Annotated in this window: 22 protein-coding genes; 1 reads left to right on the top strand and 21 read right to left on the bottom strand. The window is 39.0% G+C overall.

The window, feature by feature from the left end:
- Positions 1-5 precede the first annotated feature (5 nt).
- The 16 genes from V7124_RS22470 to V7124_RS22395 all read right to left on the bottom strand — a co-directional run bounded on the left by V7124_RS22470 (position 6) and on the right by V7124_RS22395 (position 17,240).
- Positions 6-449, bottom strand: coding sequence for a hypothetical protein (locus V7124_RS22470; protein WP_335493670.1), 444 nt, complete (start codon positions 447-449; stop codon positions 6-8).
- Between the two features lie 14 nt (positions 450-463).
- Positions 464-2,407: a protein kinase domain-containing protein gene (locus V7124_RS22465; RefSeq protein WP_335493668.1), complete on the bottom strand. Its 1,944-nt coding sequence runs from the start codon at positions 2,405-2,407 to the stop codon at positions 464-466.
- Positions 2,408-2,431: 24 nt separating this feature from the next.
- Positions 2,432-3,199: a PP2C family protein-serine/threonine phosphatase gene (locus V7124_RS22460; protein ID WP_335493666.1), complete on the bottom strand. Its 768-nt coding sequence runs from the start codon at positions 3,197-3,199 to the stop codon at positions 2,432-2,434.
- A gap of 15 nt (positions 3,200-3,214) precedes the next feature.
- Positions 3,215-4,075: an FHA domain-containing protein gene (locus V7124_RS22455; protein WP_335493664.1), complete on the bottom strand. Its 861-nt coding sequence runs from the start codon at positions 4,073-4,075 to the stop codon at positions 3,215-3,217.
- Between the two features lie 114 nt (positions 4,076-4,189).
- Positions 4,190-4,492, bottom strand: a complete 303-nt coding sequence (locus tag V7124_RS22450) for a pore-forming ESAT-6 family protein (RefSeq protein WP_335410130.1) — start codon at positions 4,490-4,492, stop codon at positions 4,190-4,192.
- Between the two features lie 26 nt (positions 4,493-4,518).
- Positions 4,519-4,821 (bottom strand): WXG100 family type VII secretion target, encoded by a 303-nt coding sequence (locus V7124_RS22445; protein WP_335410129.1) that lies wholly within the window; start codon positions 4,819-4,821, stop codon positions 4,519-4,521.
- 36 nt (positions 4,822-4,857) lie between these two features.
- Positions 4,858-5,049 (bottom strand): hypothetical protein, encoded by a 192-nt coding sequence (locus V7124_RS22440; RefSeq protein WP_335410127.1) that lies wholly within the window; start codon positions 5,047-5,049, stop codon positions 4,858-4,860.
- A 17-nt stretch (positions 5,050-5,066) separates the two neighbouring features.
- Complete coding sequence (locus tag V7124_RS22435) at positions 5,067-6,443, bottom strand: Mbeg1-like protein (protein ID WP_335493662.1); 1,377 nt, start codon at positions 6,441-6,443, stop codon at positions 5,067-5,069.
- 4 nt (positions 6,444-6,447) lie between these two features.
- The gene (locus V7124_RS22430; protein ID WP_335493660.1) at positions 6,448-7,203 is read right to left on the bottom strand and encodes a hypothetical protein; all 756 of its coding nucleotides are present in this window, start codon (positions 7,201-7,203) and stop codon (positions 6,448-6,450) included.
- 43 nt (positions 7,204-7,246) lie between these two features.
- A complete protein-coding gene (locus V7124_RS22425) occupies positions 7,247-7,498 on the bottom strand; it encodes a methyltransferase (RefSeq protein ID WP_335410119.1) in 252 nt (83 codons plus the stop codon).
- Positions 7,491-12,119, bottom strand: coding sequence for a type VII secretion protein EssC (essC, locus tag V7124_RS22420; RefSeq protein WP_335493658.1), 4,629 nt, complete (start codon positions 12,117-12,119; stop codon positions 7,491-7,493). Before essC ends, V7124_RS22425 begins: the two co-directional genes overlap by 8 nt.
- Positions 12,120-12,487: 368 nt before the next feature.
- On the bottom strand, positions 12,488-13,291 hold the full coding sequence (locus V7124_RS22415) for a hypothetical protein (protein WP_335410116.1): 804 nt from the start codon (positions 13,289-13,291) through the stop codon (positions 12,488-12,490).
- 53 nt (positions 13,292-13,344) lie between these two features.
- Complete coding sequence (locus V7124_RS22410) at positions 13,345-13,680, bottom strand: hypothetical protein (RefSeq protein WP_335410114.1); 336 nt, start codon at positions 13,678-13,680, stop codon at positions 13,345-13,347.
- Positions 13,681-13,801: 121 nt separating this feature from the next.
- Positions 13,802-14,971, bottom strand: a complete 1,170-nt coding sequence (locus V7124_RS22405) for a hypothetical protein (RefSeq protein ID WP_335493656.1) — start codon at positions 14,969-14,971, stop codon at positions 13,802-13,804.
- A 32-nt stretch (positions 14,972-15,003) separates the two neighbouring features.
- Positions 15,004-15,339, bottom strand: coding sequence for a hypothetical protein (locus V7124_RS22400; protein ID WP_335493654.1), 336 nt, complete (start codon positions 15,337-15,339; stop codon positions 15,004-15,006).
- A gap of 335 nt (positions 15,340-15,674) precedes the next feature.
- A complete protein-coding gene (locus V7124_RS22395; RefSeq protein ID WP_335493652.1) occupies positions 15,675-17,240 on the bottom strand; it encodes a hypothetical protein in 1,566 nt (521 codons plus the stop codon).
- Positions 17,241-17,499: 259 nt separating this feature from the next.
- On the opposite strand from V7124_RS22395, the gene V7124_RS22390 reads away from it, so the two are divergent.
- Positions 17,500-18,366, top strand: a complete 867-nt coding sequence (locus V7124_RS22390) for a substrate-binding domain-containing protein (protein ID WP_335493650.1) — start codon at positions 17,500-17,502, stop codon at positions 18,364-18,366.
- Between the two features lie 958 nt (positions 18,367-19,324).
- Here V7124_RS22390 and V7124_RS22385 read toward each other — a convergent pair.
- The 5 genes from V7124_RS22385 to V7124_RS22365 are packed head-to-tail and all read right to left on the bottom strand — an operon-like array spanning position 19,325 to position 23,540.
- Complete coding sequence (locus tag V7124_RS22385) at positions 19,325-20,200, bottom strand: cysteine ABC transporter substrate-binding protein (protein ID WP_335493648.1); 876 nt, start codon at positions 20,198-20,200, stop codon at positions 19,325-19,327.
- An 11-nt stretch (positions 20,201-20,211) separates the two neighbouring features.
- Positions 20,212-20,955 (bottom strand): amino acid ABC transporter ATP-binding protein, encoded by a 744-nt coding sequence (locus V7124_RS22380; RefSeq protein ID WP_335493646.1) that lies wholly within the window; start codon positions 20,953-20,955, stop codon positions 20,212-20,214.
- Positions 20,956-20,970: 15 nt separating this feature from the next.
- A complete protein-coding gene (locus V7124_RS22375) occupies positions 20,971-21,648 on the bottom strand; it encodes an amino acid ABC transporter permease (protein WP_335493644.1) in 678 nt (225 codons plus the stop codon).
- Positions 21,629-22,303 (bottom strand): amino acid ABC transporter permease, encoded by a 675-nt coding sequence (locus V7124_RS22370; protein WP_420490583.1) that lies wholly within the window; start codon positions 22,301-22,303, stop codon positions 21,629-21,631. Before V7124_RS22370 ends, V7124_RS22375 begins: the two co-directional genes overlap by 20 nt.
- Entirely contained in the window at positions 22,284-23,540 is a 1,257-nt protein-coding gene (locus V7124_RS22365; protein WP_335493642.1) for a threonine synthase, read from the bottom strand. Before V7124_RS22365 ends, V7124_RS22370 begins: the two co-directional genes overlap by 20 nt.
- Positions 23,541-23,692: the final 152 nt, after the last annotated feature.

Below are 23,692 nucleotides of genomic sequence, written 5' to 3'. Positions count from 1 at the left end.
CCCCTTTAGATGATCGTGTTGGAATGAACAACGATCACATCTACTTCTTTTTTAAAAGGTTCTTCTTCCTCTATTAAGAATGAAGTTTCCTCCATATCCGCTGATAAAACGGTTGTTTCCTCAAAGTCTGCTGTTAACAATGAGGTTTCTTCTATATATCCATCATCACCAAGTAAGGCCGTTTCCTCGATACTGCTCATCAATTCCGTCTCTTGACTGGCTGCAGCCTCCCTGGCATACTGCTTTTTCAACATGATTTCTTGTGTCAGCCGCTTTTGATTTGATTCTTCCTTTGCTTTTCGCTTTTTATGTAATCTTTTCCGAAAGCTTATACCCGTTAAGTCCTCGACCACTTGTGCAATGCCCATTTTGACGTAGAGAATGATCGAGATGATCAGGGTAATAATCGCACCGGCCATTCCTCCGTAAAACATAATCTGGTACTCCATTTCCCTTCCCCTTTCTAGTTCATAGTAAGGTTATCAAACCTCCTTTTTAGCTTTTTAAAAGCTTCATCCTCACCTGCTCCATCCAGTGCATTTGCTTGTTCAAAAATGAGTTTCGCGGCTTGATAATTTCGGCTGCCTTCGTCCTTACTTTGCTCGATATCCAACAATAAATTTCCGAGTTTAACATAGGCATCAATGCTTTTGGGGTAGTTCTTTATCGCATCTTGGAATTCCTTGATTGCACGGGCTGGTTCGCCCATCTCTTGATAAATGACACCGATCTTTACTAAAATTTCTTCCTTATTACTCGCATTTAAATCCCAAAGGTTCTGATAATGCTCGATTGCCCGTTCAAGATCTTCTTTGGCCGTCAGTTTATCTTTTGAATTAACACCTCTGCTGTAAAAGGCTTGCGCTAATTTTTGTTCAAAATCTAGTTCATACTTAAGCATTAAGTTCTCATTTTCGACTAACCGGAGGGCTTCGTAAGCTTTTTCAACGATTTCAATGGCTTTTGTATTGGCATCAGAAATTTGCCCTTTATATGAGATGTAAATATTCGCTAAGGAATTATAGTTATCGATTTTCTTTCGTTCATTTGGCAAACGATCATTAAACGTTTCAAACTCCAGCAGATTTTCGGAGAACTCTTTATAGTCAATATTCATCGAAATCATCGTTGTCGCTAATGCTTCATAATACTGTGCGTCTGGAATTTCATCGGGATCGACTTGATTAAAATGCTTTAGCGCCTCCGCGTAGTTACGTTTGATATCAAAATACGTCATCCCCATTTTAAAGCGGACCTCATTATTCTCATGGATGTTTCCATACTCATCCTCAATATAGGCTTCAATCTTCGCTAACCCCGTATCCGTTTCATTTCGGTTGGTATATAAATCTAGTAAATTGACGTACGCTTCTGCTCGGGATTTGTCGACCGTTGTGATCGCCTTTTCTAACATTTCAATGGCTTTCTTATCCTCGCCATCCATTAAATAAACTGAGCTATCGTTGACCAATCCCATATAATCCTGGAACTGGGTATTTTTCACGCCTTTATAGCCAAACACGGCTGTTGTCGTAAAGGCTAGACACAAGACTACTGGAATGAGGAAAATCGAAAGTTTCTTGCGCAGCTTATTTTTATAACCTTCCGTTAGCTTGTTAATATTTTCAAGGTCATAGGATAGCTCACTGCAGCTTTGATAGCGGGCCGTTGGTTCCGACTGTGTCGCTTTGATAATAATATGTTCAAGACCTTCAGGAAGGGTTGGATCCCAATGACGGATTGGCTTAAGCTCAAAGGGCGGCTCATTTAGACTCTTGCCGGTGACAAGATGATACAAGGTTACCCCTAAGCTATAGACATCCGTGCGCGCATCCGTCTGTTTGCCGGACATCTGCTCCGGCGCCGCATAGGATTTCGTTCCTAAATTAGTTGTATCCGTAGAACTCTCTGTCTTGAATTCCCTTGCAATCCCAAAGTCAATCAGCTTAATTTTCCCTTCAGGGGTGAGCATAATATTATCTGGTTTCATATCCCGATAAATAATCGGGTACGGTTTTCTTGTATGTAAGTACTCTAAAACCCCACTCAGCTGCCTGGCCCAATCAATGACCTGATTCGCGGGAATTTTCTTTTCCCGATGCAGCTTCTCTTTTAAAGACTCTCCTTCGATATAGTCCATGACTACATAGATATCGCCTTCCGATTCGATAATATCGTAGATCTTTGGCAGCGCTCCATGGTCGAGTACCTTGAGCATATTGGCTTCGACGATTAAACTGTTGATGAGAAGCTCGTTATTACTAGACGCACGTTTGCGAATATCCTTTACGACTAATGATTTGTTCAGTCTGTTATCCATCGCCAAATAAACGATACTCATGCCGCCGCGGCCAATTTCCTTTAATATTTCATATCTTTCATCGATTACTGATCCAATTTCTATCAAGAAAAACTCCCCCGCCCCTTTACCTCAATAAACTTTTACTGCTATAACCGAAATATTATCGACTTCTTTCCTAACCTTTACTAACTCAACTAACTCGACAACTCTATCCTTCAACTGCTGATTATTCGTTACCGTTCCTGGTTTGAGTTCCAGTTCTAACTCTTCCTCTGTAATCTGATGGTAAAATCCATCCGAACATAACAGAAACACTGTGTTTGCTTGAACGTCACCCTTAGAGAAATCCACTTCAATCTCCGTTGTTGCCCCGACACATTGCAGCAGCACATTTCTGCGCGGATCTATTTTTGCCTGTTCTTCCGTTATGTTCCCACGGGCTACCTCACGCGCGACCAACGTTTGATCCTTCGTCAGTTGGTTTAAGCTGTTTGAAATGCGATAGGCCCGGCTATCCCCTATATGGGCAATATAATATTTATGGTCGACAATCAAAAGTGCCGTCATGGTTGTCCCTAATTTCACTTTTGAGGTCTCACCGTATTTGAGGATTTTTTCATTCAATTGTTTCATGCATTTTTCAACTTCTGAATAGATTTCTTCCTCGAAGTGCTCTGAGAACGCAAGTCTTGGCATTTGCGTATCAAACCACTCTGCCATTCCTCTAATTACCTTTGCACTTGCCAACTCACCATGGGACAAGCCGCCCATCCCATCACAGACGATGAATAGGCCGACTGGACCTTTCGGAGTTTTCGCAGTCTTTAGTAACAAGGCATCTTGATTGGTTTTCTTTTTGATCCCTACATCTGTATGGTGCGCTGTTAAAAATGCCATCAGTCAACCTCCTTTTTAAAACAACCTGAAAACAAATTCCTGATTTGCAAGCTTAATGCGGTCTTCGTGTTTCATTTTGTTCTTTTCATTTGGATACAGTTTGACTCCATTTAGATAGCTGCCATTCCTTGAATGTTTATCAATTAAAAAATATTCACCATCGGAGGTTACCACTTCTGCATGGATCCGGCCAACCACTTTACTGTTCGATGCATAATCAGCTTGTTCAGGGTCTCTTCCTAATGTAAAAACTTCCTTGGTTACGATAATTTTTTCACCTGTTGCCTCTTCAATGAGAAATGGCTTTAGCAGCATACCGTTATCTACCCCTAATGCTGTGGTGCCTTCTTCATACTTGTTTAGCTCTTGTAATGCCCCTAAAACCGTGGTACCCTCATTTTCCTCTTCAGAGTCCTTTGAAATTGCCAAGGCGCGAGTAATGAATCCTGGACTATAATAATTGGAATTCGATTCCGATACAGCCTCTATTTTCTGAACCTGGACGCCTGAAAACTTAGTCAGCTTTTCCCTAAACTCTTGCAACCGGAGTTCGGTTGCACCCGCTAGGTAATTATGCAGTTTAACAAAAAATAGCAAATCATCATTTTCATCATAGGACGTTGCGGCAAGCAATTCTTTAAAAAATTCACTCATTGATACCTTTTCAAAGACATTATCTTTTATAGGAACATACATAAATACTAATCTATTTGAAAAGTGATCAAGAAAAATATGTTTCTTGTCTAGCAAAATGTTTTCGAAATCTTTACTGCTTTTCTCTAATTCAGTTAAACTGTCGACAATGTTCATCAAATGATTCACCAATTGTTCTTTCGTAAGCGTCCCTGAAAAAAGCTTCTCCAACTCAATCTTCATCCTTATCGTCTCCATTTTTAGAGTCACCTCATGACCCGTTTTTACTTGCTTCGAAAGTAGTTATTCCTAACTCTCCTCGAAAGAAGAGAGTTAGGAACCCGTCAGCATGCCTGCCTATTTAAATGCACTCGCGTTGTTGTTGATTGCTGATTCTGAAGAGTTATAGGCATTGACAGTCTGGTCTAAAAACTTTGCATAGCTGTCAACGATATCACGGAAGTTATCAAACTTTGGTGTAAGAGAATTAAAATTATTACGAATCGTATTCGATGCATCACTATTCCATGAATTAGCTAAAGCATTCATTTCTCTCTTGATTTCATCAAGTCTGCCCGTTAATTGTTGGTTTAAATTACGGATTTGATTCGCTGTACTGCTAACCTCATTTAGCGATATTTTGATTCCTTCTACTGCCACAATTACCACCTCACATTCATACTCAATTAGTTTGTTAAACGTTTCGCTCCACTAATGACTTCGTTTTGAGTTTCTCTATACGTTCTTGCACTTACTCTCAAAAACTCGGAGTATTGCTTCATTAAAGCGGACATCTTATTAAAATCATCCATAAATCCTTTAATTTGTGAAACATACGCCAGGTTATCAGCACCTTGCCACGCAGCCTGCATACCTTCAATCTCATTGAAAAGAGCTTTATAAACTCTCTCATAATCAGCTGATTGCTGGTCAACCTTTGCTGCAGCACTATCTAACTTTGCTGGATCAACTGTGATCGATCTACTCATTCTTCTCACCTCCTTTAAAGTTTGGTCTGCACTTGATTATATTTTCCTTAACTCATACATTACTTTTCGATAGCTATTTGCCGCCTGCTGTAAGCTTGAGGCACTATTGACAGACCCAATCCCTTTGAACTCCCGACCCAAACTCTGTGAGATGTCCTCTAACTCTCTAGCAATCTCATTTATATCAGCAATGATACTAGCAACCTTGCTTTGAACATTCTTATCCATTTGTTTCCCCCAAACGATTACCGTATTGACTGTGCTTTTTTACTCAAAATAGCCTCGGTTCTTTCCAGCAGGGTTTTCACGGAATGTAAATAGGCAATATTTTGGTTTAGCCTAGTGTTAAACGTGGTTAAAATATCTGCTTTCAACACGTTATCCAGCCCAAAGAGTCCCGCTTCCCAATACAAATCATCAATTCTATTATTCAAAGCGCTCGTCTTTCGCTTTATCGCTTCTAATCTATCTGCATAATAGGACAATCTATGTAAATCCACTTTAAGATAGGGTTCGACAGCGACATTTGTTCCATGATAAGCACTGACTGTAATACCGGAAAAGCGTTGCGCCATTTTTTTAACGGAACGGAAGAAACTTATTAGATCATTTGTTACCTTGGTGGTGACATTCTTCAATCCAGAGATGAATGCTACACAGCTATCAATCACAAGTTTCGCTGCCGCTTCCATGCCTTTCCAAGTAGCATGAATAACCATTAATGCTGCGTTTTTTATGGCTAACGCTGCCTTATAAGCATCTCTTACTCCATTTACGGCATAAACAATCGCAAACTTAATTACCTCTGGATTCATGTCTTTAGGTGAAAAAATCGACCCTTGTCTAGCCTTTTCAAATGAGCCATTGGAAAAATTTACACTCGTTTCATAATGCGGATAAAATGGATCATCATAGTCCTCTTTATTAATCGCAACCGTCTTATCCACATAAGGTGCAAACCCTAGATCATGTACAAAATCACCTTCATAGGCAATAAAATCAAATTTATTACTTTTTAATGCTTCTTGTTGTTCCTTGGTTAAACTAGGCCAAAATAATGGAGCACCGTTGACCACATATCCATTAGGGTTATCATCTAAGTTATTTACAAACACATATGAAGCTAAATTGCCACCCTTTGAATGACCAACGATTAACTTTTCACCCGTTGCACCCTTTACAAATTCCCCATAGAAGTGATTGGCTTCCTTATGTTGTTCGATTTCATTTCCAATCCCCGCGGAGCCATTTGATACCCAATCTGTTTTAAAGTGGTCCCAATTTTTAAAGTCTTCACTGCCTCGATAAACCGCTGCTGCATTACCTGTCTTGTCACCCCATGCATAGCCAACAAAGCCTGATTCTGACTCGCCGCCCATAGCTGGATTGTTGTTCTGATACCCCTCGAGCGTTACCTCAGCCAAACTGGAGTTTTGGTAGGTATCAGAAGTAAAATACTCCTCAAGCTTTATTCTTCTGACCTCTCCGCCATTGTTTTGAGTTCTTATTGCTTCTTCCCACATTTCCTTAACACTCAAGCCTGTTAAATCTCCTGGTAAGTCAAAATAAGATAACTGGAGAAGAACATTTTTCTCCTCATCATTTAAGTTTGAAAGTGACATGATATCACTCCTTAAACGCTTTATAATATTCTTCGATTTGACTTGCATCCGATATCGTAAATCGTTTATCAACCATAATCGTTCCATAAACCTTTGCATCCAAATTGGACCAAGGTGTATTGTTAACACCCGAGGTTCGAATATAATCGGAAACATCCACTGCAGAGTCAACAAATCCTACTGAAACACGGCTTGATTTCACATCCATCTGTTTAACCACCTGTAATAGCTGATAAATCGGTTCATTATAATCCGTTACATTTGGGTTCCCTGCACTTTTAACGGCTGCCTTTAACTCAATACTTACATCATTATTTACATTTGCTAAATAATCTTCGACAGACATATCCTTCATGGAGCTATCATATTTTCCGTCCTCGACAAATACTAAAACTCTAAATTCAGCATCCTCTGGCAGTAGATTGCTAATTTCAGGTTTTAACCTTTTTGTCAGTTCCTCTGACCATTTAGACAACACATAGTTATCGTAATATTTTCCTTCATGGTCTCTATCTTCACCCGCTAAAAAGACATGCCCAGGCTTACCCTTTGGATGAACGATCACTTTATCCGCACCGTACATGTTTTTAAAAATGGTACTTCCTTCCTTAAAGGTTTCTACTTCAAAGGTTTCATTATAGGTCTCGTCTAAATATGTCAGTATCGAGTTCTCTGAAGATTTTTCATTCATACAGCCTGTCACCCCTATTAATAGAATGAATGGAAGAAGGATGGATTGTACCTTCTTTGCTATTTTCATTGTGCACCCCCCTTTAGAGGAAATTTAAAAAGATTCCAACCCGTCAGAGTATCATCAGCTTGGATCCATTTTTTAAACCAAGCTCTTCGATGGTTTTGTTGATATCAAATAGATTCCCTGTTTTCCGGTCGCATAGAATCGTTTGCTCGGACGGCTTGTACTGGCCTTGTGATAATTCAGAGATTGTATTCGATAATAAATAGACAACTTCATATACAGGACTTTTCAACGGGATAAAAACATCGTAGCTGTTGTTTGAAGCAGGGTTATAAATCTCGACTAAAATCTTATGCATATTGTACAGCCCCCTCGTCACTCGCCGCGGTGGTCAGAAGTTTTACTAGTTTTACTTTCCCCTTGTTCACTACATAGCCGAAGTCCTCTGGCAGTTCACCATACATGTCATTGGAAATTTTATTGATTTTTAGTGTGTATTGATCGGCTATCCCATTTCCAACCCAAACCGCCTCACTCAGTGATACATGATTTTGGAACCAAGGTTCATACGTGTATGAGCTTAGCTTGTCGACGGCATCTGAAAAAATAATGGTTACGTTCAATCCATTTACTCGTTCTAAAAAGACCTTCAATTTATCTTTTCCATCATCAGATAGCTGTGCATTTAATTCTGTGAATGAATGGATGATACAGGTAATGTTTTCAAACACCGGTGCTGCTTTGCCTTCCGCGATGGTCTCTTTTGTGGTGTTGTTTCGGTGCACCAATGTCGTAAATAAATAAACAATCATCTCTTCTAACGATTGTGAACCTGTCACATATCGATAGGCTCGGCCGCTGTCATTTACAAAGCTGTCAGCAGCATCAAGGACAATTACCTCTCTGCTGTCTTTCATCGTAATGGCTTCCGCAAGTCCCTGCACAAAAGCGGAGCATTCATCACCAGTAATTGAGGTTACGAGATTGACCGGTGATGCAGTAAAATCATAAGTTGCAAGACTTAATGTGCTCTTCTCGATTCCAATCGGAATTCTGCTTGTTTGATTAAAGCGGATTTCATCCTGTATATAGTGGATATCTACCTTATCAGGAAGGATCGGAATCCGTTTTGCTGAGTTCTTGTTCCATTTCTGCTGATAATCACGGCAATAGTCCGTAACAAAGCTGTACATGTCGGATGCATCTTTAGAAATTTGAGCAATTTGGAATTCGTAAACATTTTCTGTTTTAAAGATTCCTCTGCCCTTGAATTTCGAAGGATAGACCCCATCAACATTACCTAGCACACCAGAATATTCAGTTGTGTCATTTAGCTGCAGGACATACATTTGCTTAAAATTCTGTAGAAGCCTGTATCGAATCGCACCCGTATTTAACGCTGTTACAATGAAATAAATCCCATATTTCGTTCCTTCTCGAGTCAAAAATGAAATAGCTTCCTCAAATTGTTCATACATCTCTGAAAACGCTGAGTAATTATGAATCATCAGAACGATAGATGGTACTTTTTCATTCGACTGCAGATTGAAGGTTTTAAAGTCTCCACCATAATTTGAGAATTGTTTCTTTCTCGCTGCGATTTCACTAGCCAGCATTTTAAATAAATTGTCGATTTTTTCCCCTTCATGTGACAGCATCACATCGCCGACATGTGGTGACTCACGATACCAACTTAATGTTTCTGAACCAAAGTCTAGTAAATATAGATTTACTTCTTCAGGCGTATGTTCTTCCATCAAGGAATAGATAAGTGAGGTCAAGAAGGTTGTTTTTCCACTTCCCGCCACACCATACACAACGGTATTGCCTTCTTGGCTAATTGGCAGTCTTAACACTGTCTGGCGTTGACTTGCCGGATCATCATATTCCCCAATCACCGGATTAAGCTCAAACCGCTGTGGGTTTATCATCACACGGTACTTCGCTTTTACTTCATCGATGTAGATGTTAGCAGGGATAGGCTCTAACCAAAGCTGTTTTACTTTAATATTTTCTTGTTTTGCAAGAGATGCTAAATATTTCGTTACCTCATCTATTTGACTTACTGGTTTTTTAACCGTATTTATTCGTTTATCGACTCTAGCCGATTTCATCACTCGTCCTAAATTATCAATGACTGTAATGCCATCATCTATTGTCTTTTCTTTCTTTTCAGCAGGGTAATAAGGTGCCCCTGCCCAAGCGGATTGACCAAGTTCAAATAGTTCATTGTACCCGACCTGCAAGTAGAAACGTCCGGTTTGTGATAGCTCAGCTGCATCCGGTCGTTTGATGACTTCCATACTATCCGCCTTTTCCTGAACCTTCAGACTGATACGGAATTTACTGTTACTCCAAATTTGATCATCGACAACCCCAGAGGGCTTCTGCGTTGCTAAAATCAAATGAATACCCAAGCTTCTGCCAATCCGTGCGGCACTGACCAGCTGCTCCATAAATTCCGGCTGTTGGGTTTTTAATTCGGCAAATTCATCGGAAATCATGAATAAATGCTGTAATGGCTCTGAAACCGCACCTTCACGATATAACTTTTGGTACTTATAAATATCGATATTGCTTTCATTCAAACGTCTGCTTGTTTCACTAAAAATAGCCTGACGCCGCTTCAGCTCACTTTGAATACTAATGAGTGATCGTTTGACAGCTGCTCCATCCAGGTTGGTAATTGTTCCTGCTAAATGCGGCAGGTCCAGGAAGGCATTCGCCATGCCGCCGCCTTTATAATCGATTAAGATAAAGGCCACTTCATCTGGATGGTAGTTAACGGCTAATGATAAAATGAACGTCATAATAAATTCGCTCTTACCAGAACCGGTCATACCTGCAATCAATCCATGTGGTCCATGGTATTTTTCATGTAGATCAAGCTTAAATGGCTCTCCCTTCTGGTTGACACCAATCTCCGTTTCGATGGTCTGAGTTGGATTATTTTCCTTCCATCGGGTCGGCGCATTCAAATGTTCCACTTTTCCAACGCCAAACATTTCTAAAAAAGTGATCATATCTGGCAGTGTGTAAGCTTTTACAGAAGAAGCGAGCTGAATGTTGGCCAACTCTACTGCAATGGGTTCCGCCTCCTGCTGTAAGTAAATATCTGCAGTAAAGGCTTGGTACTTTCCAGAGATATCGTCTTTATCGTAAATTTTGCTGGTTTTGTCATTGATTTCAACAACATTGGTGCATTCCTTCGGCAGCATCTCCAGGGTGTCATACAGGGTAATTAAGCTGAAGCCGATCTCTTTCTTTTCTTTTAGAAGTAAGTTCATCATTTCTGCTTTGTCTGCTAACTCTTTGCTCATTGAAAAAACAACATAATGCTGCTTTATATCTCCTTCAATACTGTCTGCCCGCTCTACTTCTATTCGATGGGCAATTTCCTTTTCAAAATAAGCGGAAAGCTCCTTTATTTCATTGTCGTCAGAGGCAATAAAGCGGATAGTCCTGCTATCATCCCAGACATGTGGCAGCCACTTAACAAACTTCCAACACTCTTGTTCTTCTTTATCGTAAATAAACACGAATTTTAATTCATCGTAACTATGTAACGCGGCGAGTTGAAAAATAATCCCCTTCGCGAACTCAACAACCGTTTCCCTTTTTCCAATTATCCCGCTTACACGTTCATCCATAAGCGACATGGTGACAGGCACCTGCCTGACAATTTGAGGAGATTCTACCCATTGATACAACTCATCCTCGAGGTTGTCATCCTCAAGCGTAAATTTCTTCTCAGGGTATTTGATTTCCGCGTCTAACGGCAGATCGCCTAGGCCAACTCTGATCTTAAGAAAATCATTTTGTCCTAGTGTCCGTTCCCATAAATTACGTTCACGGTTCCGAATCCTTTTTAAGCAAAGGTAAAGGGGAATATGGTTTTCGTGCAAAATCTCACTCTGATACTTGCATTCGTCCGCCACCACCTGTTTCATTTCTTCTATGTACTTACTATATTTCTCCTGCCGTATTTTTTCCTGCGCAATCCGCCGTTTCTTCTCATACCTTTTTGTTAAAATTGGCCAAAGAATCATCCCAATCATCATACTTAATGACATCACAAGCGTAGGTATCGCGTACCTAATGTCACCGTTTGTCCGCATCGCATTTTGGACCGCAAATATTCCTGTAAACAGCGATGCCATCCCCATCGTAATCGACGGACCCAGCATCAGCATTAACGGTGTTTCATCGGTATTATTTTGCTGCGGCGGCGGATCAATTTTGATGGTCTTTCGTTCAATATCCCGCTTAAACCTCGGTGAACGGAAAAACAAATCATCCTGTTCTTCTTCGATAAAAAAATCATCGAGACCATCGTCCTGCTTAACAATCAGCTGATCAACAACAAATGGTTTAAAAGCATTTCGATCCAAAAACACTAATTGATGTGGATTATTTAATGAAAGTAATTGGCCATTGAAAATGATCCGTAAGCCCATAATCGATATGACATCGCCAATGGCCAGTACTTTTTCCTTAATTCTTTCACCATTGACATAGGTACCATTTGAACTGTTATGATCCCGGATTACAGCTGGACCTTTTCCATCATAAACGATTGAACAGTGTGAGCTGGAAACCAATTTGTCGGTAAAACAAATCTCGTTATCCTTCGCCCGCCCGATCTTAATGACATCCGCTGAAACCATATGTCTAGTAAACTCATTTCGCCCTTCACTGGCAGGTTCCACATATAATAGCGCAGACGAATCTTGATCACGATTAATCGTATATGTCACAAAAGGCTCTACTGGAACTTTTCCGACCTTTTCCCCAGCAGTGCCCTTCAGATAGGCATATTTATTTGATTTCACATACCACTTGCCTTTTTCTGCTTCAACCGCCATTAAATCAATCGTATTACCATCTTTATCAACTGTGGTGAGAATATATCTCCCGGTAATTTTTTCTGGTAAAACAAGATTAAATGCCTTACCTCTATCAAATAGCGTAACTATCAAAGCAATTCTCTCCCTAGTTCAAGCTCAAGTAGAAATAATTTCCTATATTTACTATTATAAAACAAATTTCTTTTCAGTCTGTCATACTTTAGACACAATTAGCCAAAATCCAGAATTTGGTTAATTAGTAGGATAAAAGCGAAAAATTTTATTCAACTGGATTAGGTCTAATCGTTCAATATTCACTGCGGCCATAGGGTTTATTGCGAACATCGTATTTTTGAAATTAACAATTCGTACAATCACCGGAAACACTTTTTCCACCCTTTTATACCTATCTTTCACTTGGTAAATCCACGAAAAAAGTACTGCTAAACTCAAAAAATCCACATGAGTAGATTCTCACGTGGATTTGTCATTTTATGTTATTACCTATTTACATTCGCTGCTTCAAGCCCTACACCATTTAATAAGTCACACCACTGCTCAAACGTATTTAATGCAATCCTAACGGGGGCAGTCGGATGATCACTGTATTCAACGACCCAAATCCCTCTTGCAGAAGGAAGAAAGAAGACAATATTTTCAAGAATCGGGTCTTTTTCTATACTTGGATGATGGAACACTGAAATATTATACAGAGACCATGTCTGTAACGCTAAATCATCGAGGAACATTTGAAAACTCTGTTCTTCATCAGGTGAAAAGCTGCTTATTTTCCTTACTTTTCTTTCATTACGATGTTCACTCAGTAAATCAAATGCCTGATCAGAAAGATGGAACAGCTGTGTTTCTTCAATTGCCTCTTCAGAAAAAGAGTAATAGTCTCGGATTATGTTAGGTATATCAGCACTTTTGATATAAGCAAATTCGTGGATAATGTCACGATCAATAATATGAGTCATCCATGTATCTTGTTCGATATGGTGAATCATCAGAATGCTCGATTGCCCTTTATTTGAGCAGCGAACCATCCATTTCGATTCAACATAGCTCTTTATAAATTGCTGAATCTCATCCCGTAATGGAACCTCACCCTTTAACTCTCGATCATCATCCCAGAGCTGCTTCAGGATTAATTGGTGAGTAGTAACTTCCATAATTGCTTCCCATTCTTTTTGGCTTTTTTCTCCAACCGAAGCCTCCGCAATACCCTTTGCGACGCCAGGATATCCACTCAGGGTTACTAAGAGCGCAAGTTCAGCAGATGTACAGGTCATAATATAATCCATTTATTTCACATTCCTTTTTTCATTATAGAGCCGTAGATTCATAGATAGACCATTTATAGAAAAATCGCCCGGAGCAGATTTTTCATTACATAATAAACAATAACAGAGGCAAAAAATTGAACAATAATAGCAATTAACATAAAGAACTTTCTTTTTAAGAAAGAGTACTTTAAAAATTTCTTATTCAGATACGGTCCTATTCCAATAAAAGCATTGGTCACAAACGTAAGTGTCCGTTGAAAAACCGTTTTGGGATTTTCATAAACCCCTGTCTCGTAAACATCAAGCACCACACTACCGAGTAAAAATACCAAGATACTGAAAATTACTTGAATACTGAGATAATAGGATAATAAGCCTTCGATAAGTTCCATTGTTTCTAAAGTCATGTTTTATTCCTTATCCTTTATTATGAGATTTGAAAACCACCGAAACCACCGGGACGGTTCTCATGGCTTTTAATGAAGCATGTTATTCTGCCACAAGAACCGTCCCTCTGGTCCCCCTGGTCTAGTTGAACCAGCTTCCAATGGATTTAAAGGTGTTATTGATTCCTTCACCTATACTTTTAATTCCACTTTCTACTGCTCCTCCAACCTTTTCGCCAACATCTTTAATTTGGTCTTCAAAGATAATACTTCCGACTCCGCCGACTAAGGCACCAACAGCACCGCCCACAACGATTCCAACGGGGCCGCCCACACTGCCGATCATCGCACCCACTTTAGCTCCTGCTCCGATTGCGACAAAATCAGCGGTAATTCCAGCAGCTGCCCGTCCGGTTTTCTCACCGACGGTCTTACCCGCATTGTCAGGATTCCAAAATTCTGTTGCGTTTGCAGCGATTGATATTCCCCAGCCAACCAATGGGACTTTCTTTGCTGCCCTAGTCCATCCCTTGGCATCGATTAGGTGCTCGGCAATTTCCTTTGTACCTGTTGTGATTCGTTTTTGGAATGTACCAGATAAGGTATCCGCTTTTAACATCCGATCTAAATTCTTGGGAAAACCAGCCGCATGCTTTAATAGTGCGGAGGGATTGTTATAAGAGGCTACAACCTTATGAAGTTGCTTAGCGATAGGATTCGTAGGGCTTGAGTTTGAAAAATTGTAGATCGCACGAGCTAGTTTAGAGTCATATCTTCCTCGTCCCCTGCTCTTCCAGGATGAATGAGACCCGACTGAAAATTTATAATCACCCTTAATTTTCTGTAACAGCGATGGTTTCCCACCTATATAGTTAATTTTAAGCCTGCGCGAAAATCCAGCCGTAATCCCGATCGCGAACAGTTGTGATCCGACTAAGGCAGCATCCCCGAGACTTAGCCTTCCATTGATGTAGTTGAAGACATTCAAGATACTAGCAATCGTTGATGTCTTAGATTCTGGGGTTAAGGCGGATTCTGACCTTTTCGTCAACTCCGTCTCTGTCCGGCAATACTGATCCATGGATTGAGCAATAAAGCGGTCCAAATTTCTCAGCCGGGTCTCTAATTGATTGGATGATGTGATGGCAGCATTGAACCTGGATCGTAAATTCCCCCGGTTCATAATCTCATGATCAATCGAATACCTAAGAGCGCTTAAACCATCACCTACCTCTGATACTTTTTGCGACATAGGTCCAATACTGGCACTAGTCTGTTTAACATAACCCGTTCGAATTTTTATCGGCGGCAATTTATCGCACCTCCTATAGATAAATTATTAGTTTAGTTTCCAGTGGTATTTGCTTTTTTTTCAGCTTCAGCTTTTGCCTTTGCTTCTGCCTCAGCTTTTGCTTTTGCTTCAGCTTCTTCTTGACGCTGAATTTGCTGTGCTGCCGAGAGAACATCTGAGCCGATTGAACTTAGTTTAGAAGATAGGGCAGCAATTTCTCGATTTATATTATCTATGGTTTGGTTTATGTAGATCATTTCTAGTGCATTCCAGCCATTGTTTAGGTTACCTTTTATACTATTTAAGTTACTTTTAACTTCAAGTAGTTTTGATGAATAATCGTTGATTTTATTTGCCTGCGAAGCGGCTAAATTAACATTAATACTCATTTCATCACCTGCTTTTTCACGAAATGTTATTGGATTTTCAAAGGCGTGCCAGGGGTCACTTCCAATTCCCTCTATTTTCCTATTTATTATAAAAGCAATTTATCTATTATTCTATAAAAAAGAAAAAGTTGGTTATTTAGTACCGGTCCGCCACCATTATTTATAAAAAATCACGTCTGAAGACCTATGAGTCTTTCATAAACCCTGCTTGACACCTTCTACATGGTGACAATAAGAATGAAAAAAGAGACCTTCCAAAGTTCAAAGAACGAATGGAAAGCCTCTATTTAGACCCATTTTAAAGTATTTTCAGCAGTGTACATATAGTAAACAAATTAATCCGTCAGCCATTTATAGATTTCCACAGCTGTTTTTTCCACATTACTTTGGCCGTTTAAGTAATACAATGGTACTTCCGTTTTGCTTAATTCCTTGATGATTTTTTTATAAAAGGCATGTGAAAAAACATTCGTATTAATAAAGACAGCATCGAACCGTTGAATCTTAGAAATATCCCTATTTATTTCAGATACATCAACAAATTCAATCTGTTGAAACTCCATCTTTAATTTCTGCTGCCAAATAGGAGAGCCGCCGAAGACAATGATTCGCTTTGACTGGATATACTCTGTCATGGTTTTCATTGATGGACCACTTTTGACATGACTGTCATGCTGCTCTTCCCAATAGAGATAGTTACGAAGGGCATGGACCTCATCTGAATAATCTTCCATTTTCACGATGACCTGTTCTAACTGACGAATTTTGGCATTGGCCTCTCGGAGATTCCTCGTTAATCCTTCAATTTCTCTTTGTTTTTGGTCATTGTTAAGATGCCATTCTCTCTGCCTTTGAATCAGTTTGACTTCTTGTTCGTGGATATGAGATTCTTTCGATTTCATTTCTAGATAATATTCCTGCTTGGATTGATCTAAATATATTTGTTTCGTTTCCTGATAATGAGCACTTAAACATTTGATATACACACAAGTAATAAAAAATAATACCTGTTCCTCGTTTTGAATATGATTATATTTTTTGGCATACAACAGTTCTAAATAGATGTTATCCAAATCGATTTTTGTTAACGGCACCTGTTCAGTGGCATCGAGTTCATGGATTTTAAGGATTTTTAACCACCCGCCAATAGCTCCGATATATTTCGCAGGAGAATCTTGAAACACCTGTTCTTCTGCCTTTTTCGTAGGACACTCAGGGGATAATTCATATATTTTTCTTAGGTTATTGCTAATTAAGAACTCTAATAGAGATCCAATCGAATCAAATCGTTGATTTTTTGGAATACCAAATTTTTTATAAAGTTCTTCAATTTCCATTCGATGTTGGTCGCGCATCTTTTTAGAAAACAGGGAATTTTCTACTTCAGATTCATTAATGGACGTAACTAATACTTGAATAAATGATTTCCAAGCAATATTACTTTGATTAAATGTTTTATTCTCACGCACACAAAGATACCAAAGGACAATATTTTGATAGATTAAGTCAATTTCCTTCACGATACTTTTCTTTTGTCTTTTAGCAAAGCTACGCATAAAGTGCTCAAAATCTATGTTGGTATGCTGCTTCATATATTGATAGACATACTTATAACCTTTTTTAATTAATTGGTCCACCTGGGTAAACTGCTGGCTTTGGTAACTCCATGCTACGATACCTGCCACTTGCCTGATTTTCCCCTCGCTTTTCGTTGTGTACATAGAAAAGAGGGAATTATTTTTCCATTCGCATTTCTGAAACGCTTCATAATAGGTCCACTCCTCTTTACTATATAATTCATCAATAAAAGCATGTATAAAGGAATTCCCACCCAAAGCAATGCACAGGAACTGGTTTACAATTGCCACATCCGGTTTTAGATCTTCTATTAGATTTGTCATATGTCATCTATTCCCCTTTAGTATCTCTATTATAGACTTTATACGTTTATACTTTTAGTTGGCTATGCATTTTATCACCTAGTGGTTACGTTTTGTTTGGTTTTATTAAGTACCGTTCACAAAAAATTAACAAAACCAAACAAAACTTAACAAAACTCATTGTTATTCATAGTATTACACATTTATAATAAGAGTATCGAAGCACCTGAAAGCGCTGTTTTAATTCGATAAAGAAAACTAGCTATGATGGAGGAAAATCATGTTAAAAAATCGCTATTTGTCATTCTTATTTGTCTTTATGCTACTGTTCTTAGCAGCATGTGGAAACACTGAAACAAAAGATTCAGCCGCAAAGGAAAAGAAGGTGGAGCCTAAAGCAGAACCAACTGAAATAATCCTTGCAACCACCACTAGTACACAGGACAGCGGATTATTAGATGTTTTAATCCCGATATTTGAGGAAGAAAACAATGTTAAAGTCAAAACAATTGCTGTTGGTACAGGTCAAGCATTAGAAATGGGAACGAAAGGAGAGGCAGATGTTCTTTTAGTCCACGCTCCAAAGTCTGAGGAAGAAATCGTTGCCAGCGGTGACGCTATCAACCGTAAGCGTGTCATGTACAATGATTTCGTTTTAGTAGGACCAAAGGTTAATCCAGCTGGAGTAAGCGGCGAAGACACTGTTGCTGCATTCAAAAAAATCTCTGAAGTAAAAGCAAACTTCATTACTAGAGGCGATGACTCTGGTACACACAAAAAGGAACTAGGAATTTGGACTTCTGCTGCGATCACACCAGCAGGTGACACATATATCTCAACAGGCCAAGGTATGGGTGCTTCTTTACAGATTGCCAACGAGAAATCCGGCTATATCTTAACTGACCGTGCAACTTGGCTTGCACAAGAGAAAAACTTAACAAACCTTCAAATTGTTGTTGAAGGCGGCAAAGACCTTTTGAATATTTACCACGTTATGCAAGTGAACCCTGATAAACATGATATGGTGAACAGCACAGACGCAGAAAAGTTTGTTAACTTTATGGTTGATAGCAAGACACAAGATACGATTGAAAACTTTGGTAAAAAAGAATTTGGTCAATCTTTATTTGTAAAATATACAGAGTAATTTTAAATGGAAGGTCCTCGAAAGGGCCTTCTTTTTTGTATAGTAGCAGTATAAGCCACTGGGACGATTTACAACAACCTTGAGGACTATTCTCCATAGAGTGTATCAAGGTTTTGTCCTCAATAAGCAGCCTTGAGGACTAATCTACATAAAGTGCATTATGGATTCGTCCTCAATAAGCTGTCTTGAGGACGAATCTCCCTAGAGTGCATCAAGGTTTTGTCCTCAATAAGCAGTCTTGAGGACTAATCTCCATAGAGCGCATCAAGGTTTCGTCCTCAATAAGCTGTCTTGAGGACAAATCTTCATTGAGAGCAAATTTGGGGAATTTTTTATTTTCATAGCATTTTTTTCATTTACCAATTTTCAGTATCCACTTTCCAGTTGTTTCGGACGTTTCTTATCTTTTTTATTGAAGCTAGCTAGCTCTGGCCACAAGAATCGTCCCTGTAGATTTTCTTCTCGACAATATTCTTCCCACTCAGAAGGATTAGACCCAGGTTTGACAGCATTTAAAGCTTTTTTAATTAATCGTTTAGTTAAATCTGATTCAACTAATTAATCGATTGATTAAATTGTGGGTAAACCCTTTTATTAAACGAACTAATGCCTGCTTTCAAGAGAATTAATTGTCGAAGAATAGTTGTGGTTGCTATCAATTATCTTCAAAACTGACAATAGAAACTAGAAAAATACATATTCTAATAAATGTTAACAATTTGTTATTCCAACTAAACGTTTGATTGAAAGTACTGTAAACCCTTTTAAACCGAGATTTTAACTGCTTTTTGGAAAAATATTTTGTCGAGGATTGATTACGGCTTAGCCATTCGGATGATCAAATAATAACCCCTAAAAACCCAGATTAATCACAAAAAAGCCTCTCACCTGTTTATATACAGATGAAAGGCCATGGTCAAGAATAGTATTTTAGGTACGCTTCGTTTGAATAAAATTGTTACTCTGCTTTTCCTTCTACCACTACATTATCGGCACTAATGTCATCACCGAAAGCAGATTTCAATGTTTCGTCATATGCTTTGTGGAAGAATTGTTCTTTTCCTAATGTTTCAAGCTCGGTATTTAACCATTTTAACAGTTCTGTATTACCTTTTTTCACAGCTGGTGCAATGTAAGCTACATCACCTAAAGATGGTAATGCAACGGAGAAATCAGGGTTCTGATTAGCCCAGCCAAATAATAATGCATTATCTTGCGCCAACGCATTTCCACGGCCATCTTTTAACGCTTCAAAAGCTTCTGTGATGGCATCATATTTTACAAGTTCAATATCTGGGTGGTTCTTCATAAAATAGGTTTCTGCCGTTGTCCCCTTTGGAACAATTAATTTTTTCCCTTTTAATTGATCAACAGATTTGATTGGAGCTGAATTTGGCGATACTAACCCGATTGCTACCTTCATGTATGGATTAGCAAAATCTACTTGTTCTTGACGTTCGGGTGTTACGGTGAAATTCGCTAATACAATGTCCACTTTATCTGATTTTAATAGATCTACACGTGCTTGTGGTTCGGTTAACACATATTCAATCTTTGACTCATCGCCTAATAAATCTTTTGCAAGACGTTTCGCCAGCACAATATCATAACCTTGGTTTTTCCCATTTGAATCTACAAAACCAAATGGTGGTTTATCGCCAAATACTGCAACACGTAAGGTGCCGCGTTCTTTAATTTCATCAACTACTGTTGTTGCTTTCGCAGATTTATCATTTCCTTTATCGGTACCGGTACTTGATTTACTGCTGCCGCAAGCTGCTAACATTACCATTGTTAATGTTGCCAATACTAAAACTAAAAATTTCTTCTTCATGTTTGTTCCTCCTAAAATTGTAATATATTTAAAAATTGCTGAGCGCGCTCGGTTTGTGGATTGGAGAAAAATTGTTCTGCCGATGCTTGCTCCACTATGTTTCCTTGTTCCATAAAAATCACTTCATCTGCAACTAGTTTTGCAAAATTCATTTCATGCGTCACAATTAACATCGTCATTCCTTGATTGGCCAGTTGTGCAATAACATCCAGTACCTCACGAACCATTTCTGGATCCAGTGAGGCTGTCACTTCATCAAATAACATAATCTCTGGATTAATACATAATGCTCTAACAATCGCAATTCTTTGCTTTTGTCCCCCTGATAACTGCCTTGGATAATCATTTGCCCGATCCGCTAATCCAACACGCTCAAGTAATTCTAAAGCCTGAGCCTCTGCTTCTTGGCGTTGGCGTTTCTGCACTTTCAATGGCGACAATAAGATATTTTCCAACACACTTAAGTTAGGAAATAAATCATAGCTTTGGAAAACCATTCCTATTCGCTGGCGAACATCACGCCATCTAGTGGAATCGCCAATTAAACTCTCGTTATCTAGTAAGATGTCTCCTCCTTGTACTTCCTCCAAACCATTAAGACAGCGCAGAAATGTACTTTTCCCACAACCAGAAGGACCTAAAATGGCAATTACTTTTCCTTTTCCAACTTCCAAATCAATACCATTCAAAACCACTTTATCGCCGAACTTTTTCACGAGATTCTTTACTTGTAAAATAGGAACTTGTCCCCTCATTTTGCTAACAACTCCTTATGCTGCCCATTTTTGTTCGAGCTTTCTTGAAAAACGAGATAATGGGAAACAGATGCAAAAATATAAGAAAAAGATAAAACCATAGACCCAAAATGCAACGATTGGGTAGTTGATATTATTTACTTCAATAATTTGCTGACCCACCTTAATGACCTCCACTACCCCAATCATCGTTAATAGAGCAGTCGTTTTAATCATCCTTGTTATCAAATTAATCATTGGTGGTATTGTACGTTTAATGGCTTGCGGAATTAGCACGTAACGATACATTTGAACGGGACTTAACCCAAGCGCTTTGCTCGATTCAACTTGGTGTTTTGGCAGTGAAATAATCGCCCCCCGTACAATATCACTCATTTCAGCTATTCCCCATAAACTAAAGACAATAAAAGCAACTACCTCTGAACTTAAATTCAAGTCAAAGTTAGCAGGAAAAATATAATAAAAGACAAACAGCCAAACTAGAATCGGGATGATCCGAAACATCTCTAAATAGACTCTGAATAGAAGTTGGACGAATTTATTTTTGGACGTCCGGATAATTCCAATAATGAATCCCATTACAATGGTAATAACGACTGCTACGAGCGCGACACGCAATGTTACGAGAAGTCCTTCAATTATACGCAGCATATTAATACCTTCAAAAAGGACACTAATTCCCGAATTCAGCATGTCTAACCCTCCTTTCCAGCCACGTCAAGAACAATGTTAGAGGGAGTAAAATGATTAAATAGCCAATCACTAGCATGAATAATGCTTCATTGGTTTTATAAAAAATCCCCATAAGGTTTTTGGTTGTGTTCGTCAGCTCTAGAATAGCAATACCACTAAAAATAGAAGTCTCTTTAATAAGGAAAATACAATTTGCACCAAACCCTGGGACACTATAAGAAAATGCCTGTGGTATGATCACATAGCGCATTAATTGCGAATTACTAAGACCAATTGCTTTACCAGCTTCAATTTGGGATTTTGTAACAGCCTCCATCCCTGATCGAAAAACTTCGGCCATATAACTCCCACCTAGAAACGTAAGCCCGATAATTCCACATATTTCTTCACTTAAGGTAATCCCTACCTTAGGCAATCCATAGTATAAAAAGAATAATTGAATTAATAGTGGTGTATTACGTGCGATTTCTAAATATACTTGGACAATGGTAGTCAGTACCTTTATCTTGAAATACTGTATAACACTACAAACAATACCGACGATTATCGCAAACATGATTCCAATACCTGCAAGCTTCACCGTTAACCATAGTGCGGTTTTATAGTAAGGTAAGACCTCCACCATATATTGCCAATCAAATGTCAACTTCCCCACCAACTAACAATGAATTATTTGCCGAAATTTCTTGTCCAGGCTGCAGTGTTTCTACATCCTCGATTTCAACTGTTTCTGGATATTTCAGACCAGAGCCTGTGTTGAGACATACGACATGTTCATCAGCTTGAATCCATCCTTGCTCACGTAGAATCCTAGCTGCTGCAAAGGTCGCTGCTCCTTCTGGACAGATGAAGTTTCCTTCTAATGAAGCTACTTGTTTCTGCGCGTTCAATAGTTCCTCTTCTGAAACGGCAATCGCACAACCTCCTGTTGCATAAATCCCTTCAAGGACAAGAAAATCGCCGATTGCTTTAGGGACATTGATACCAAATGCACATGTTGTAGAATTCTCAAAGAATGTAGACTCGGTTTCACCTTTTTTCCAGGCCTCTACAATTGGTGCACACCCATCTGCTTGAACGGCTACTAAACGCGGGAGTTTCCCATTCTCGATCCAGCCTAATTGTTGCAGTTCAAGAACGGCTTTATAAATCCCGATGATGCCCACTCCACCTCCGGTTGGGTACAGTATCACATCCGGAACCTTCCATCCAAATTGTTCGACAATCTCGTAGCCCATCGTCTTTTTACCTTCAATACGATAGGGTTCTTTCAGTGTAGAAGCATCATATACTCCGTGGTTTTGAACTAAACCAGCAACAACCTTACCAGCATCACTAATCAACCCGTTGATTAGATGCAAGTCTCCACCTGCAATAAAAACCTCTTTGCGCGTAATTTGCGGGGCATCTAAAGGCATAACAATTGTCGCCTTAATATTTGCTTTTGCTGCATATAACGCCCATGCTGCACCTGCATTGCCGTTTGTTGGCATTGCTAATTGTTTTACACCTAGTTCTTTCGCCTTTGAAATACCGACACTAGCACCTCGTGTTTTAAATGAACCAGTGGGAATTACCCCTTCATCTTTTATGTATAAATGATTTATTGCATACTCTGCTCCTAGAGTTGGAAGTTTTTCAAACGGTGTCATTCCCTCACCGAGCGTTACTATATTCTCCTCTTCACGAACAGGTAGTAACTCATGATAGCGCCATAAGCTATTTGGACGATTTGCAATATCCTCGCGTGATAGATTTGCTTTCACTTTCTCTAAATCATAGCGAACTAGTAACGGTGAACCACACTTACATAATTGCTGTACTTTGTTTTCCTCGTAGGTTTCGCCGCATTTTGGGCATTCTAAATGTGAAATATAGCTATAATCTTTCATTGGTCTTTTATCTCCTCCCAAAAAATAAAAGACCACAATTAGTCCCCTTTCTAAAAGGAGAACAATTGTAGTCTTTGGTGGTCCAATCAACTATTGTTTTATTAAACTAATAATATCTTAATCATATATATCCGATAAGTCAACTATGATTT

It is taken from the genome of Neobacillus niacini (assembly GCF_036961885.1).
Taxonomy (GTDB): domain Bacteria; phylum Bacillota; class Bacilli; order Bacillales; family Cytobacillaceae; genus Neobacillus; species Neobacillus niacini_H.
The sequence above is the reverse complement of the archived record's forward strand: the minus strand, read 5'-3'. Positions and strand labels throughout refer to the sequence as shown.